The 14,216-nt window shown below is 51.7% G+C and carries 17 protein-coding genes; all 17 read right to left on the minus strand.

Annotated features, from left to right (window positions below):
* Positions 1 to 255: 255 nt before the first annotated feature.
* Positions 256 to 663, minus strand: coding sequence for a hypothetical protein (locus tag ACMWLG_RS20640; RefSeq protein ID WP_000737122.1), 408 nt, complete (start codon positions 661 to 663; stop codon positions 256 to 258).
* A complete protein-coding gene (locus ACMWLG_RS20645; RefSeq protein WP_058799412.1) occupies positions 660 to 3,476 on the minus strand; it encodes a conjugative transfer ATPase in 2,817 nt (938 codons plus the stop codon). The genes ACMWLG_RS20640 and ACMWLG_RS20645 overlap by 4 nt, the downstream gene beginning before the upstream one ends.
* Positions 3,476 to 3,892 (minus strand): TIGR03751 family conjugal transfer lipoprotein, encoded by a 417-nt coding sequence (locus ACMWLG_RS20650; RefSeq protein WP_000926982.1) that lies wholly within the window; start codon positions 3,890 to 3,892, stop codon positions 3,476 to 3,478. Before ACMWLG_RS20650 ends, ACMWLG_RS20645 begins: the two co-directional genes overlap by 1 nt.
* Entirely contained in the window at positions 3,876 to 4,139 is a 264-nt protein-coding gene (locus ACMWLG_RS20655; RefSeq protein ID WP_305955352.1) for a hypothetical protein, read from the minus strand. The genes ACMWLG_RS20650 and ACMWLG_RS20655 overlap by 17 nt, the downstream gene beginning before the upstream one ends.
* A gap of 11 nt (positions 4,140 to 4,150) precedes the next feature.
* On the minus strand, positions 4,151 to 5,677 hold the full coding sequence (locus ACMWLG_RS20660; protein WP_231533115.1) for a TIGR03752 family integrating conjugative element protein: 1,527 nt from the start codon (positions 5,675 to 5,677) through the stop codon (positions 4,151 to 4,153).
* Positions 5,674 to 6,573 (minus strand): TIGR03749 family integrating conjugative element protein, encoded by a 900-nt coding sequence (locus ACMWLG_RS20665; protein WP_200041443.1) that lies wholly within the window; start codon positions 6,571 to 6,573, stop codon positions 5,674 to 5,676. The genes ACMWLG_RS20660 and ACMWLG_RS20665 overlap by 4 nt, the downstream gene beginning before the upstream one ends.
* Positions 6,570 to 7,229, minus strand: a complete 660-nt coding sequence (locus ACMWLG_RS20670; protein WP_000086096.1) for a PFL_4703 family integrating conjugative element protein — start codon at positions 7,227 to 7,229, stop codon at positions 6,570 to 6,572. Before ACMWLG_RS20670 ends, ACMWLG_RS20665 begins: the two co-directional genes overlap by 4 nt.
* Positions 7,226 to 7,606, minus strand: a complete 381-nt coding sequence (locus tag ACMWLG_RS20675; RefSeq protein ID WP_200041442.1) for a TIGR03750 family conjugal transfer protein — start codon at positions 7,604 to 7,606, stop codon at positions 7,226 to 7,228. Before ACMWLG_RS20675 ends, ACMWLG_RS20670 begins: the two co-directional genes overlap by 4 nt.
* A 9-nt stretch (positions 7,607 to 7,615) precedes the next feature.
* A complete protein-coding gene (locus tag ACMWLG_RS20680) occupies positions 7,616 to 7,981 on the minus strand; it encodes a TIGR03745 family integrating conjugative element membrane protein (RefSeq protein ID WP_200041441.1) in 366 nt (121 codons plus the stop codon).
* A 12-nt stretch (positions 7,982 to 7,993) separates the two neighbouring features.
* Positions 7,994 to 8,239, minus strand: coding sequence for a TIGR03758 family integrating conjugative element protein (locus ACMWLG_RS20685; protein ID WP_200041440.1), 246 nt, complete (start codon positions 8,237 to 8,239; stop codon positions 7,994 to 7,996).
* The gene (locus ACMWLG_RS20690) at positions 8,230 to 8,547 is read right to left on the minus strand and encodes an RAQPRD family integrative conjugative element protein (protein ID WP_001216596.1); all 318 of its coding nucleotides are present in this window, start codon (positions 8,545 to 8,547) and stop codon (positions 8,230 to 8,232) included. The genes ACMWLG_RS20685 and ACMWLG_RS20690 overlap by 10 nt, the downstream gene beginning before the upstream one ends.
* 191 nt (positions 8,548 to 8,738) lie before the next feature.
* A complete protein-coding gene (locus ACMWLG_RS20695) occupies positions 8,739 to 9,500 on the minus strand; it encodes a TIGR03747 family integrating conjugative element membrane protein (RefSeq protein ID WP_231533114.1) in 762 nt (253 codons plus the stop codon).
* The gene (traD, locus tag ACMWLG_RS20700) at positions 9,487 to 11,598 is read right to left on the minus strand and encodes a type IV conjugative transfer system coupling protein TraD (protein WP_414763024.1); all 2,112 of its coding nucleotides are present in this window, start codon (positions 11,596 to 11,598) and stop codon (positions 9,487 to 9,489) included. Before traD ends, ACMWLG_RS20695 begins: the two co-directional genes overlap by 14 nt.
* 220 nt (positions 11,599 to 11,818) lie before the next feature.
* Positions 11,819 to 12,376, minus strand: coding sequence for a restriction endonuclease (locus ACMWLG_RS20705; RefSeq protein ID WP_000214485.1), 558 nt, complete (start codon positions 12,374 to 12,376; stop codon positions 11,819 to 11,821).
* On the minus strand, positions 12,373 to 12,903 hold the full coding sequence (locus ACMWLG_RS20710; RefSeq protein ID WP_231533111.1) for an integrating conjugative element protein: 531 nt from the start codon (positions 12,901 to 12,903) through the stop codon (positions 12,373 to 12,375). Before ACMWLG_RS20710 ends, ACMWLG_RS20705 begins: the two co-directional genes overlap by 4 nt.
* Positions 12,900 to 13,523 carry a transglycosylase SLT domain-containing protein gene (locus ACMWLG_RS20715; RefSeq protein WP_231533110.1) on the minus strand — a complete coding sequence of 208 codons (624 nt, stop codon included), beginning with the start codon at positions 13,521 to 13,523 and terminating at the stop codon, positions 12,900 to 12,902. The genes ACMWLG_RS20710 and ACMWLG_RS20715 overlap by 4 nt, the downstream gene beginning before the upstream one ends.
* Positions 13,502 to 14,215, minus strand: a complete 714-nt coding sequence (locus tag ACMWLG_RS20720; protein WP_231533108.1) for a TIGR03759 family integrating conjugative element protein — start codon at positions 14,213 to 14,215, stop codon at positions 13,502 to 13,504. Before ACMWLG_RS20720 ends, ACMWLG_RS20715 begins: the two co-directional genes overlap by 22 nt.
* Position 14,216 lies beyond the last annotated feature (1 nt).

Here is a 14,216-nt window from a genome sequence, read left to right on the forward strand (position 1 = left end):
CTGGCCTGTGAACCGGGTGGGTGCTCTGCTCCCGTGGCGGGTTACTCTGCCTGCCTGACCAGCTTCACTTCGTCAATACGGTTCTCACTGCACGCTTACCATCATCTGTACGTCAGCATAAATCTCAGAACGCTGGAAATGTCATTTTTTAAATGCAGGAACTTTAATACACGCGGGCTCTTTGCCGCCCGCACCCGCAGCCTCCCCCCTTACCAGACAGCGGAAAACACACCGCTGTCTGGCAAGGTCGGAGGGTTATAAGTCACATCCGGTGTCACAGGTCACCCTGTCGATTTCCTTAAGAACCCAGAGCATATCGGTTGCATCGGGTACACAGATATTCCATCGGATACCCGACCGGTACTCCTGTTCTGCTGGCCAGAGTGTATTGCCGGTAACAGTTATCAGGATATCCAGGGTTTTCTCATGCACGTCGCTGAGGTGGACTGCAACGCAGCTGCGCCGGCCAACCCGGTGAGGATAGACCGACAGCAATACAGGCTGCTCCAGTCTCTTAACGATCTCCCCTTGCAGATGCTTAATCGACTCACTGTCAGCCACACCGACTGAGGCAGAACCCTGTGGCGGAACGGTAAAAATAACAGAGGCAATAAAAGCCTTGTCCGGTACAACGATCGGCGTCGCCATAGTCAGTTTTTTCATATTGTCCCCTGAATAGTACCAATGCCACGTTTCTCATCGAGGCGGCGCGCAACGTGAAATGCGGCCTCAAGCTCCGAGCAATTTAATTCATTCATAATGGCCCGTCTTTCGGCTTTTTCCTCTTTTTCAGTCATTCCCAGCGCCAGGTACAAACTGGGGGGGACCGCACGAAACAACGCCTGTACCTTACGGGACAAAATAACTCCCTCTGTGTATTTTCTCGGAAGTTTTGTCGCGGACAACAGCATAGCCTTCTGCTCTTCTGTGAGCGTCTTAAATCGCGCTATTTGTTCAACTTCATCAGGTGGCATAACGAGGCAGATCCACCACTCCGCCATATTGAGCATTTTTTTCGCAGTGTCAGGGAAATCCTCCAGGTTCTGTGTGAACAACCACAGCCATGATCCGAGCTTACGCCACATTTTGACAATTTTGGTTGCATACGGGCCCAACAGCGGGTTAGCAGTTACAATATGCGCTTCGTCGATTGGCACAATGATATCCCGATCGCTGAACTGTTCCCTTTCTGCGATATTGTTAATCGTATTAAGCAGCGAGATGACAGCAACGGCCATCTGAGCTTCATAGCCTTCACGCGCCAGCGTACCTAAATCAACAATAGTCACGTCTGCCTCTGGCCATTGCGCGCCCGGACGGTTAAACAACTCCCCTTCAAAACCTTCGGTAAACATGCGTAATGCTTCTGCCATCTCTTCAGCTCGCGCACGTCGCGCTGGCGTGCGTTTCTCGCGGCCGTCTTCTCCCATGCTGACATCGCGGGCAATGTTCTCAAGTGAGAACATTAAATCTTCCGGTAGCATCTGGCGGTTTTCGTCAAACGCTTTACGAGCCGCAATGAGTATCGCCTCACGAATCATACCGCGGTCGGCGCGTGTCATTCGCTCCTCTTCTGCTGCTTCACCACCGGTGATCATCAACCGCGCTGCAATCTCCATTTCACCCAGAATGTCACGTTCTTCGTCCTTGTCCTCATCATCTTCATCAATGTCAGGGAGGGCCTCTTCGCTTGTCACTAGCGTCTCAGGTTTCGCCTGCATGAGCAGATGTGAATCGCCAAACGGAGCAAGTGAAATAACCTTACCAGGCTTGATACTGACACGGTGCACTGAGAGCCCCAGCGAATTACAGTAATCGCCAAACAGACCGAAGCTGTTACCCGCTTCCAGCAAAAATATACGGGGGCGGTAGATAGCCACCATCTGAGCCAGTTTATCGAGCGCAGTGGCAGATTTACCGGCACCTGTTGGCCCGAACAGCAGCAGGTGTGCATTCTGGGTACGGTCATTTTTATTAAGTGGATCTACGGACAGGGGGCCACCACCACGATTCCAGAACGTAAGCCCCGGGTGACCGGTACCGGTGTCACGACCATAAATAGGGGCGAGACATGCAAAATGCTGTACAAACATAAGGCGCGTGTACCAGTTGTGTTTATCCATTTGAGGGTTAAAGCACATGGGTAACGCACGCATATAACTGCTGAGAGGACCAATATCGTGTTCTGGATTTATCGGTTCCATCCCACAGTTCAGTAATTTACTGCTGAGATCAAGATACCGTTTATCGAGTGTTTCCTTATCCTGAGCCTTGATAAGCAGTGTGATAGCCGCACGGTAAAGTTTGTGTTTGTTTCCCAGGAAATTACGCGCTGTAGCAGCGTCTTCACGAGCACGCAGGGAATCAACATTCTCCCCCATTGAATTGCGGCTCAGGCTCGCAAAACTTTCCTCAAGTTTGTCCTGAGGCTGAACCACCAGGGTCATGGCCAGAACTGTCCCTTCCGGAAGCAGATCCATAATGGCATTCACGTTATCACCACGTTTTACCTCCCCCGTCAGATGACCGGTGGAAGGTGCAGTACGCAGGCGGGCAACCGGAACAGCTTTATGTGCCACATCATCAAACCACCACACACCGCTTTCGGCATCACTTCGCGGGCGGGTAAACCAGAGGCTTTCGCTGAAATCATTCAGAAGAGGCAGATCGCCCGGTGCATGATCGGAGTGTTTTGCGCAACGATACAATGTTTTCTTATCGACCCACGCCGGCGCCGGGTTGAACCAGCGCAACAGCCAACTATGGATTTGCTCGCCGTTCTGCTTTTCGCACCGGATACCGGCACCGCTCAGAGCTGCAGTCAGGCGATCGCAGACCTGTTTCAGCAGCACCTCCGGTGGCATGGGGTCACGATACGGCGTCTCAACCCAACGGTAAACCACCATGCGCGTTCTGCGAATTTGCCCTCTCCAGGCGGCCCCTGTGACAGCCTCGTCTACAAAAAGCCCCTGTTCCACCGCCACATTTTCTAGGTGGCGCTCCTGTTCAGCCAGCCAGGCTTTCGTGAATGCAGTTCCCTGAGCTCTTGGCCTGACATAGCCTCTGATAGTATCCATATAAGTAGAGAGATCAGAGTCATCCTGGCAGAAAAACTGTACCACCCATTGGTGATCATCCAGTTCAGGGAGACTGTCCTGTAGGGCGTTCTCAGCGATATTGCAGATCTCGTCCAGACGTGTTTCCGGGCGCCCTTCAGTGCCCACAGGAATAATCTCATACACGGCCCCGACAGATACACCATCGTCAAGCAGAATGCATTCATGCTCTGGCAAATACTCGCCCCAGGGAACATGATCGATAATGGAAGGTGCCGTGGAATACAGACGCGCTTCATCTGAATGAGTCAGCTGCCCTTCCCGGGTAAGCGGTTCATACCCACTGACGGAAAACGGACCGTTACCGTACTGATGAGCATCCTGAGACGCTCGACGTCGGCTAAATAGAGGGAAAGCCATCAGAGATCCTCCGTTCGCTCACCAGGCAACGCATACTGTACCTGGCTGTAGAAAGGAAAGACGGTGCTGTAGCCTGGAACCGGCGTGTTCCCGCCAGCCAGATGCGGGAAAACATACATGACCATGTCAGGATTTGGCAGACGCGGAAACGTCTGCTGAATTTCATTTTCCTGGGTGCGGCTGTAGCTGTTACTGACCTGCTGATTGATCTCACGTTCGCTGTCTGTAACTGGCCGGCGAAGTGTTGTTCTGCTCTCGTTGGTAGCATGAGTTGCCGATGCACCATCGTTCCATAATTCAAGCATGGTGCTGTCGCCAGGCGGCAACATTTCCTCTTTTGACGTACTGCAACCCGAGAGGGCAAGCGGTACAACGACCAACATAATGGTGGCCAGATGATTAAAACTGAGCAACATGCACCTCCGCTTCATCCGAATCACTGATGACAGCTGACAGACGAAACACTCGCCCATCAGGCAGTTGCATCTGCATTCCATTACCCTCGCTCAGAAGCTTCTTTCCGACAGCGAGCAGGGCCTGTTCGGTGACTTCATGCCTGCTACCTTCCCATTTGCCATTATCACACCTGACAAAACCGGCAAAGAGACGGCCACCCAGTGGTATATAGTCCACCCGATATTCGAGGTTTTTATTGTTCTGCATCTTTATCCCCATCAGTCCATGCCCGTGCTGCTACCAGCGAGGCTGAAATCGTCATATTTCACCTTGCGGCCTTTTTCTTCATAATCAATCGCCAGCTGACGAGTGATATGTAAAGCCACTTTTTGTCCAGGCGGTACATAGATCGCGTCAAACGTCTGACCATATCGCGCTTTAACCCAGTCAACGGTCTCACGCATACCGCCGGATAACGCCTTACCCAACACTGCCTGACCGGCATCCCCCGTCAGCGTTGACGTCACACCACCATAGCCATTGGTCTGGCTGGTATTCTGGTTTTCGGCCACGGCATCACCAGCTGCGCTGGCAGCTGCAAGTGCGGCAATGGTTGGCAGATAAGTAGAAGCGTTTGATTTTCGGGTACCCGAAATGCATGGAATGCCGTTGTCATCTGACAACCAGCCAATACTGCTGTTATTCCCACCCTGGCTGTTCTGATTACCACCATTACTGCCTTGTCCCTCAGGTGAAGGAAGCGTACGAACAGTGCCATCAGTAAAAACAAAAGTGATGCTGGTTATGGCGCCACGCACGCAGGAAAGCGTCCAGTCCCCCGTTGCAGTTCCTGAAACGATCGCCCCCTGTACATCAGGTAGTTCAATGCCATTTGCCGTCAGGTTGTCTTTTCCGATCATCACTTTGAACGGGTAAGGGTCAGTCACCTTGCCATCAATGGGAATACGTCCCAACAGAGCGGTCATGGCCCGACTGCCCACAAGTGTGGAGTTTTCCGGAAGGGTATAAACAGGGGCGGCATTTTTTTCAGATCCGGGAATGTTGTTCTGGACCGTTGTACTTACTGCTGACGTTGCCTGCCTGGCTGCATCACCTGCAGCGCCAAAAGAGGTGGCAAAAGAAAAACCAGTCGCGTTATTACTGTTTTTATCTGAGACAGGTCGACCGTTCGCATCCGTGGCAATACCATCTTTCGGCTCAACCCATTGCAACCCGTTGCCATCTGTTTGAGATATATTTCCCGTGCCTCCGGTTAGTCCATTGTCATAACCCAGTCCCACTGGAATATCGCTGCCTGCAGCATTACCTTTATTTTCTGCCGTTAAGCCGGAGGAGCCATTTTTGAGTTGGTCAAGAAGTTGGTTCACCTGCGAACTCAGATCAGTAACCTGAGAACTCAGTTGTGCACGTTTTTGAGCCTCTTCGGAACGAACTTGCCCCACAGCCTGGCTGATTTGCTGATCAACATTGGTGCTATTTTTTTTCAGCTCCTTATTTTCATCAGCAAGCGTTTTATTATCGCTTTCAAGGCTGTCAAGCCGCCCCTGAACCTTACGGTAACTACCAACCAGGGTACGCAAAGTATCCTGCGCGGTGTCACCTTCCACACCCAGCGCTTTGAGATCTTCTGGTGTAAGGTCCTTCAGGGCGACATTAGAGGTTTTCTGGCCTGCTTCATTTTTATCGTTTTTATCTGTACAGGATTTAACCCCAATCATGATGGCGCCCACCACTACGACGGGAACAGCAATTTTCACAAGCAGGTTTGAAGCAGGCTTTTTCATTTATGTGCTCCTCGGTTACTCCGCTTACTCTCCTTTCCTTCAGATTCGGGTAAACGCTGTTCAGCAATAAAGGCACTTTCGGGGCGTCCTGCAGTAACCAGATATAGAACTGTCGTGTCTTCCGGTGTACCGGCACGCCCCAGCCAACGGTGCTGGAAAGTCGCAGTAGTAAACTGACCTTGCAGCGAACGAGGATCGAGGATGACCTTTACTGCTGCTCGGTTACGCACCTGCAGCGCAATTACACTGCTGCCCTGCAGACTCCAGGCAGCCATCGGCGTGACGCTGACGGACTCAGAGGGCATAAGTGTGGTGATCCGGGGAGGAAGCTTCAGTGAAACCGGACTTACTCCCGGTACGGGCTCTACCGTTCTCAACGGTCCATACATGTTCTGTGCGGCATAACGAGTCAGGACAACGGGCAGCGGCGCATTGAGTTTTGCGGGCCTCCGGCTTTCTGCATTTGCCTCTGCCGACGACTGACGGCCGGCACTGTCCCCATCACTGCTGACCGTCTGTTTATCGGTCGCCGAAGCGGTAGCCACTTCTCCGTCGTAGACAATTTTGACAGGTTCCCGCGTGGTTTTACCGGGGGCAGCAGAAACATCAAGTAGAAGTATTTCCCCGTTTTCCTTGTTCTGAAGCTCCAGTCTCGTCACCGGAAAGGCTTCTTTCGCATCGAGATAAACTACACCTCCGGAGCTTTGAATACGCAGCTTGTCGTTGAGTGCGGGCGGAAACCCCACTCGCACGTTTTTGTTTACAAAAACGATTCGCTCCTGCCCTACAGTCAGGGGAATCTGCAAAGGTATCCGTTCCCATTTCATAAGCTCAACAGCACGAGCTCCGGCTGAGACCAGTACCAGGGTCAGCAGGATCACTGAGAATTTTTTCAATTGAATGCTCCCGACTTTTGTTCTGGCTCAGGCAAGGAGATCGCCTCAAGTCTTTGTGGCGCGCTGTCATAGCAGTCCAGTGCCAGTCCAAACGGATTTCGCTCTGGGTCGCCTTCCCAGCGAACCACTTTCATTGGATAACGCGCCAGGGCACGCTTAACGGGTTCGGTATGGAAATATTCGTCAGCTACCAGGTCCAGCCGTACCACCCAATGATCTTCATCAATGATGGTCACGCTGCGGTTGCTGTAACCACGACGGGGGATTTCGTATACCACGCGTACACGATCGCGCAGCTCGTCATTATTTTTGCGCATCTCGGCGTCCTTATTGAGAAAATCCTGACAGGACGGCGTCAAATACGGGCTCATTTGGGCAATTTTGGCTGTGTAGTCAGCTTCCCCATTTTTCGGCCAGGAATTCAGTTGCTGAAAAATGTAAAAAGCAAAACTGTAAACCGTAGATGGCGGGACCTCCCACCATTTTCGAGTGCTGCCGGAACGCAGGTCGGGTGGGTTGTGAATTGTCAGTTCCGAGGGCGCTCGCATCCATCCCAGACTGGTGACGAACAGCCCCAGAGCCAGCAAAACACAAGCGATACGTAGCGAAATAATATGATTATCGCGGGCGGTTATACCGTTACGAAAACGACTCATACTTTCCCTCCGCGCATCAACGGAACAGGTTTCGTTCGTTTAAGTTCCCACGCCCTGCTATCCAGAATCATGGTTCGGGACATACGTGCACGGCAGCGCAATTCCTCCAGACGTTGCCAGATATAATTTTCTGGCTTACCGCGCTTGTAGCTGGCAATCCAGTTGCCGCCAAAAAAAATAACCAACAGCGGCATCAGCAGCATGCACGTCGGAAAAGCCAGCCATCCCACAAAAGGAACCACAGCTAACGGTATTGCCAGCGGGATGCCGGCAATAACACCGATGACGGCCGCCAGCACAAACTCCCCGGATGTGAACCCTTTCCAGACCACGGGGGGGTTGTTCAGTCTGTCAGGAAGGAAATCAATGACGGCCATAAGGGCTCCTTACAGGATGTCTGAAGCTTTAGTTGCGAGGTAAATAACCAAAAGGATGAGGATGATGCCGACAACCAGATAGACCAGGAACTGAGTCCATTCCCCCTTACCACGACGGATATCGTGAAATGCGGTAATCACGGCATGTGCGACGGCAAAAAAAGCACCAACACAAACAAGAAGCCCTAACGCAAGTGCCCCCATTTTGATGTAGCCCATAACGGTGTTATAGGTTCCACCACCGCCTCCAGATGTTGGCTGTTCAACAGCTGGCAGGTCTGCCATAGCCTGACTTGCAGTTAAGAGACCGGTAAGCAACAAATATCCCGCGCGGGAATAGGCAGAATGAAAATGCCTGAAGAAAGTGAATTTCATTGAGTTATCCTTTCAGTGGAAAAACAGAAACAGGGTCAGCAGATAAAGCACAATCAGTCGAATTAGCAGCTCATTGAATTGCCTGAACGTTACTGATTTACTGACCAGGCCACGGTAGGCCTGCACCAGTGCCCATGCGCTGAAAAGGAGAACGGCGATGGCGAGCGTACTGAGGATCAAGAGATTAAGTTGGCCGGGCGTGAGGCTGCTTCCGGTGCCTGCACTCCACCCATTTAGCTGAGAGCCATTCATCGCCATGAGGGCTCCTCAGCACGGTACTGCCCGGTGACTAAAGTTGAGGGTGCTGTTGGCTGCGCGCGCGACGGCTCGAGATAAGTGGATATGCCCTGCCTCATCGTTGAGATGTCACGGGTTGCCTGCTGATAGTCGAAATAAAAGCGAGCGTCCTGATTCTGATTGGCTACAACTCGGGCGCGATCAAGGCCAGCCTGAACCTGATCCAGCTGGCGCATCACGAGTGCCAGCTCATCTTTTTCTGACGCCTGGCAGGTCAGCACCGGCAGAACGGGCAATAACATTGCCAGGATGATTGTGGTGTGACGCATTTGCGACTCTCCCTAATAACTTGTCGTCGGGAGATTGACGCAAACAGGACATGCTGGCAGCAGGAAAATATTTATGAAGGTCAGAAAATTAAATGCCACAAAGTGAGCTGGTTAATACAGATGGACCTTCAAAAAAAAGCCCGCGACATCGAGCGGGCTCCGGGGAATTCCCGAAACAGCTACTTCCTGGGCTATAGGTATTTTTTAAAGGACGCCGTGACGATGGCCAGAACACCGCCAAGTAATAATGCTGATGGCAGCAACAGGAGATTTGGCCAGACAGCAGTCGGCCAGGCCAGATACAACATGCAGGGGCCGTAAAGTGCGGGTTTAATAAAACGTTTGGCGTGATGGTAGACAAAGCTCGATTCATATCCAGCTCCGTAACGACGCAAATCTCGACGGACCAGCCCTTCAACTATGCCGGTGATAATCACCAGGCCGAACAGCGGCAGACTCAGGAAAAGGATCATCACCCTGATGAAGAAAATCAGAGTTACCCAGAGCGTAGCTTGCAGGTACTCCCCAAGCCAGCCGATTAGTGAGTCACCGAACCGGTTTATCGTTGGGATAACTCCAGTCCCCTTCTGACCAGTTTCCCTGAATGATTGAAGCCAATGGCTGAATCCGCTATCGACAAACAACCAGTTCCAGGCGGTATGTACCCACCGCGAAATCGTCTCAACCGGCGCTGCCATCAGTAAACTCCGCGTGTACCCTTCCGACAACCAGTGGCTTTCGGCAACCATCACCAGGTAGCTGTGTGAAGCACCTTCGTCAGGCCAGAGTAAGGCAATGCAGGCATATTCGATCAGCAGGCTAACCAGAAGCGACCCCAGCAGAATGCCAATTAAACTGACAGGCAAATCCCAGAGCAACATGCCGAATGGTCCGGATTGTTTCTGTCGGGATGGCGAACTGCGATTGGCAGTATCTCTGTCATGCTGAGACATTTTGCCCCCCCGGATATGCCGTATCACCGCCTGTCCACCAGGTTTCTCCAGTTCGGTAGTTCTGCTCCATATTGTCAGCCAGCTGCTTCAGGCTCGCTGGCATGTAAGGATCGTCGTTATCAGCCGGCAACGGCATCCTGATTTTCCACAGGCGCCCTCCTTCAAGCAGGGCAAATGCCTGCCCTTTCGGCAGGTTGATAACGTCGGAAGGGTTGAGCATCGGGACTTTAACCAGACTGACCTGGTCCTGAACGTTACTGTTAAAATCAGTACCCTCTCCCGGCCGGGATACGTCAGTGACACCAGACGTAAGGGTTTTCTGGTAGACGTCAACTTCCGGTAATTGGTCGGTCAGGAGCATGGCAGTGTTTTTTTCACGCACACGGAGCATTATCAATGAGTTGAAGTTCCCCACTACCTGATTCGCTTTAGCACTGCTGCCTATACGGGCCTCGATGTCCGAAAGAGTCTGCGTGTAGGCAGTCACCTGGAAGCCCGCACCACCCCCTTTGTTGATGAGAGGAATAAACTCATCACCCATTAACTCGTTAAACTCGTCACAGTGAAGATTTATCGCCACTTTCGAACTTTTTCTGCCATCCTCATCACCGAGACCAAATTTATAGATGTGTCCACCTTCGGAAACGAGATCAGCGAACATGCTGTTGCCGACAGCTGCTGCGACAACAGGGTCGGATAGTGCATCGAGGCCGATATAAACCACGCCGCGCGATTTGATAATGTTATGCCAGTCCAGGATCGGTCTCGGATCGTTCAGGTCCGTATAATCAGGTGCCAGCAATGCGGCCGTTTTACCAGTTGTAAGCTTTTCAAGCAGCGGCAGCAGTGACGCAACAATTTTGTCGAAATACGTTCGATCATATTGCACAGCGCTACGTAGCCCATCCAGCACCGGGTCCCACAGTTTTTTTCCTTCTTCGCTGGCCAGTACCTGTTCAATAGCCCAGATATTCATGCCATTAGGCCTGCCCTGCATGTGACGCGGCAGATCCTTCTCGCTTATACCGCTACCTAACAGCGCTTCGACTGTACTCCGCAACTGTGGTGCCTTTTCACTCAGCATATCCTCAACATAGGTTTCGTACAGTTCACCTATGTTTGTCACGTAACGCAGTATGAGACCGTAATCAGGACGCTGGCCAAGTGCGACCAGCGCGCGGGTAATAATATTGACAAATCGCCAGGCAAATTCCCGAAATGCAGCAGAATTGCCCTCTCCGGAGAGCTGTCCTGCCACACGTGATGCTACTTCCGAGATACGACTGAACCGTCCAACTGCATTGTAGCGAGCGCTTATATCTGGCCATCCGAGGTGGAACACCCAGAAGTTATCCTGACGACCAGCACGGTGTGCCTCGGCATACATTCGCCTCAACAGATCGGCATCTCCTTTCGGGTCAAACACGATGACAACTTCATGCTCGCCTGCAGCGTTTTTACGGCGAATATCCTGTGTGATAAGTAACTCAGCAAGCCGGGTTTTACCGACTCGTGTGGTGCCGATAACCAGTGTATGCCCTACACGTTCTCCGAGATCATAGGTGACCGTAGTTTCATCCAGTTCCACACCATGGTAAATGGGGCTTCCTCCTACAGGGGGCAACGGGCGAAACGGGTTGAGCGCCGAATCAGTTCGTGTCAGCCTGCACAACCACGGCAAGCTGTACTCCATCTTTTTTTCCAGATCGCGTGCCAGGCGATAAATAACAGAAGGTTGTACGTAGACCTCACACTCCGGACGCCTCGCTTCCAGAAGACGCTGCGTATGGCGGGGAGACCACTGGAAGCCCTTGCCAAGGAACAAGTGCCGCTGGCTGACGGGGATCTGCTCGCTGGTCAGTACATATCGGGGCAAACGGCGAATGTTTTGGCGGTAACGGAGTATTTTCATCCCCTCAGATGTACGCTTCAGCGCCAGTACACCAAACCCCGCGGCGGTCACCCAACTGACCGATGGTGCGAGCGCGACAGCCCAGGGGGCCGTAAGGCAAATAAAGGTTGCGCTACCCGCCGCCGCAGCGGAATACAGTTCAACCGCCGGGCGAAGGAGGGATTCCATTACGTACTTGTCGCTCATATAAAAGCCCACCCCTGGAACGGAGCAAAAGTTTTACCATTGAGTTTGAGGAATAAACGAACAGAATCTGTGGCCTTGCGGAATACGGCATGAAATAAATAAAAGAAAAGAAATAACCCAAACATCAGCAAAGAAATCATTACAGACCGGAATATGAAAATCCGGAAAGAAACCAAAAGCCACACCGAACCAATAAACGGTAATTTTGATGTGAAAAACTTCATCTGTATTGCCTCTTTTTTAATGGCCGGAGAACATGTTCAACGGATTCACCAGACAGCAGTAGCAAAAGGGAAGACCCGCTTATGAGCAAAATTTCCGGGTAATCACTGAAATACTTAAAACTGATAAAACCTGTTCGTCCTGTGTGTACGAACAGACCTCTGCATTTTTCTTGTCGGACTAACTCACCAAACTGACGGACATGTTCAGGACGAACAGCACTGGCAAATCGTTTAGCCTGGACAAGCCACCTTTCCTGACCAATCCAGAACTGACCATCAATACCACCATCACCGCTGTAACTCGGATTACGCCTGACCGGTATTCCTCGCCGCTCTATGGCGGTCAGAATCATCTCCTCGAAAACATAGGGATTAATCTTCCGTAAATATAAAACCTGCTGCCCCGCTTTCAGCTCAGGCAGTTTTAGCAACACCCTGTTAGCCGTCTGTCGATTGCGCTGATGTCTGCGGACACGGGCACTTCTTGTATTACACCGCAGCCAAAAAGCTGTGAGTGAAATGAAAGCCAATAATATGAAAACCACGGTGGTCATTGCGCTAATCCATCAGCGGTAATCAGGACAGGGTAATGCGTCAGTTTCAATCGCTGTGCCAAATCACCGCCGCGGACAGGGACCATCTCAGTACCTGGCAAGAGTCCTCTAAGCGTGTTGAGCGCACTTTCAGTCGTAACATTCACTACCATTCCTGTGGCACCCATCCCTTTCAGTTCAGCACCACGCTGCCGCAACCAGGCTCGGGAAATATCATCATCGCCAATCACAAAAACAGGAGGCAAACCGGGTAACTGCAGTGGGCGTGACGTCACCTTTCCGGGTGTCATTTCAGGTGTATTAACGGGCAACATATCGGAAATAGACAGCGATGACGGAGGTCCAGGCAAGGAGGAAACATCGGATAAATGCGACTCTTCACCTGAATTAATCGCCTCGAATAATGGTCTGGTTGACTCCCCGCCCAGATCCCCGACCACTGTCAGCGAAGCAAAACAACTAAACGCTGCTGTAAGCAGTGATACACAAAAGATGCCATTGAAATATTTATCGATATTTTTTTTCATTGAGGTTCAACCCAGGTTAATGAGTGACTGGCCAGAGCAACCGGCTCCCCTTCAGGGACCTTAATATCAGGTGCGATCTGACTTAGCTTGCGGCGTACGATAGCCATATATTTTGCTGCCGGCTTACCACCGGCCGGGTGGTGATAACAGCCAGCAGCTTTAATCCAGCTTCCAGGCTGAGCGTCATAGCAGGCACGGAGAATTCGGGCCGCTGCACGAAGATTTGTGTAGGGATCAAAAGCATCACGAAAGGATGGGAAAAGATGCCCGTTCCACCCAAGATTGACCTGAGCTACACCGACATCGATACGCTTGAGAGGGTAGCGCTGCATAAATCCAAGAAGTGCCGCAAAGGCCTCCTCGCGGGTTTCAAAGTGGTATCCTTTCCCTGCTACATTAATAGTCCAGGGCCATGGTTTAGACCCCCATGCGGTTTTACGGGTGCTTTCGGCCATCGCCAGCGAGTAAAGCGATTCTGCCGGAACGCGCTCGGCAGCAGCAATGACCCGATAAGCCTGCGGGACTACCTGAACACTGCTATTTACATTCACGACCGCCAGGCAACCAGTGCTGACAAACCATAAACAGCAAGCCAGTTTCAGAACGCGGCAATTTGCCATCCCTCTTCTCCCTGCTGCAAAATAACTGGCATCTGACCTTGCCCATAGCGCTGCCACAAACCGCGATCATGATTTAGGGTAATTTGCCGATTACGCACTTTTTCGACTGGTATGCCATGGCTTATTGCCCATGATCTGATTTTTTCGTCGCTCACGTCATTTCCGACAAGGTAAATATCTACCGGTCTGTTGTCGGCGATAACAGCAGCAAGCCGGGCATCACAGCGTGAACATGACTCTTTGACAAATAACGCCAGTCTTCCTTGTGTGTCATGAGCGATACCCGCGGCATTCCCCATATTCACGGCCAATGTTTCAGGATAAAGACGAAGCCAGGCAGTGTTTATTTCTCGTTGAAATGCGAGTTCTTTCTCGGTACGGGCGTATTCGTGTTTTACCCACAATTCAGCCAGCCGACGGCGCTCAGATGAATTATCTGTCTCGACGCCCAGGGCAGTGAGAGGATCAAGACCAGGGGACATAATGCCTCTGGCTCCTTTCATCAACGACTGATAGCGACTCCAGTCCTCATCTGAAAGCCCCCATTGTTGCCCCTGTTGCTGCGTCTGAACCTGGTTTGCTGATGATGCCTGCAGGGATGCTTGCTGACTCTGATTCGATTGAGTGGTAACTGTTGATGCCGCCACACACAGCGGCAAGGAAAGTACACCTGCCATCAAAATTCTTCTCATC

Origin of the sequence: Enterobacter sp. 01-M-02-SI-ECC, from assembly GCF_047530595.1 — a bacterium.
Taxonomy (GTDB): domain Bacteria; phylum Pseudomonadota; class Gammaproteobacteria; order Enterobacterales; family Enterobacteriaceae; genus Enterobacter; species Enterobacter cloacae_M.

Bases quoted from the DNA above. Each gene is read 5' to 3' on its own strand.
- ACMWLG_RS20690 (WP_001216596.1), bottom strand. From the start codon at position 8,547: ATGCGTCACACCACAATCATCCTGGCAATGTTATTGCCCGTTCTGCCG.
- traD (WP_414763024.1), bottom strand. From the start codon at position 11,598: ATGAGCGACAAGTACGTAATGGAATCCCTCCTTCGCCCGGCGGTTGAA.
- ACMWLG_RS20655 (WP_305955352.1), bottom strand. From the start codon at position 4,139: ATGCAGAACAATAAAAACCTCGAATATCGGGTGGACTATATACCACTG.
- ACMWLG_RS20660 (WP_231533115.1), bottom strand. From the start codon at position 5,677: ATGAAAAAGCCTGCTTCAAACCTGCTTGTGAAAATTGCTGTTCCCGTC.
- ACMWLG_RS20715 (WP_231533110.1), bottom strand. From the start codon at position 13,523: ATGGCAAATTGCCGCGTTCTGAAACTGGCTTGCTGTTTATGGTTTGTC.
- ACMWLG_RS20720 (WP_231533108.1), bottom strand. From the start codon at position 14,215: ATGAGAAGAATTTTGATGGCAGGTGTACTTTCCTTGCCGCTGTGTGTG.
- ACMWLG_RS20650 (WP_000926982.1), bottom strand. From the start codon at position 3,892: ATGTTGCTCAGTTTTAATCATCTGGCCACCATTATGTTGGTCGTTGTA.
- ACMWLG_RS20640 (WP_000737122.1), bottom strand. From the start codon at position 663: ATGAAAAAACTGACTATGGCGACGCCGATCGTTGTACCGGACAAGGCT.
- ACMWLG_RS20680 (WP_200041441.1), bottom strand. From the start codon at position 7,981: ATGAAATTCACTTTCTTCAGGCATTTTCATTCTGCCTATTCCCGCGCG.
- ACMWLG_RS20670 (WP_000086096.1), bottom strand. From the start codon at position 7,229: ATGAGTCGTTTTCGTAACGGTATAACCGCCCGCGATAATCATATTATT.
- ACMWLG_RS20675 (WP_200041442.1), bottom strand. From the start codon at position 7,606: ATGGCCGTCATTGATTTCCTTCCTGACAGACTGAACAACCCCCCCGTG.
- ACMWLG_RS20705 (WP_000214485.1), bottom strand. From the start codon at position 12,376: ATGACCACCGTGGTTTTCATATTATTGGCTTTCATTTCACTCACAGCT.
- ACMWLG_RS20695 (WP_231533114.1), bottom strand. From the start codon at position 9,500: ATGTCTCAGCATGACAGAGATACTGCCAATCGCAGTTCGCCATCCCGA.
- ACMWLG_RS20685 (WP_200041440.1), bottom strand. From the start codon at position 8,239: ATGGCGATGAATGGCTCTCAGCTAAATGGGTGGAGTGCAGGCACCGGA.
- ACMWLG_RS20645 (WP_058799412.1), bottom strand. From the start codon at position 3,476: ATGGCTTTCCCTCTATTTAGCCGACGTCGAGCGTCTCAGGATGCTCAT.
- ACMWLG_RS20710 (WP_231533111.1), bottom strand. From the start codon at position 12,903: ATGAAAAAAAATATCGATAAATATTTCAATGGCATCTTTTGTGTATCA.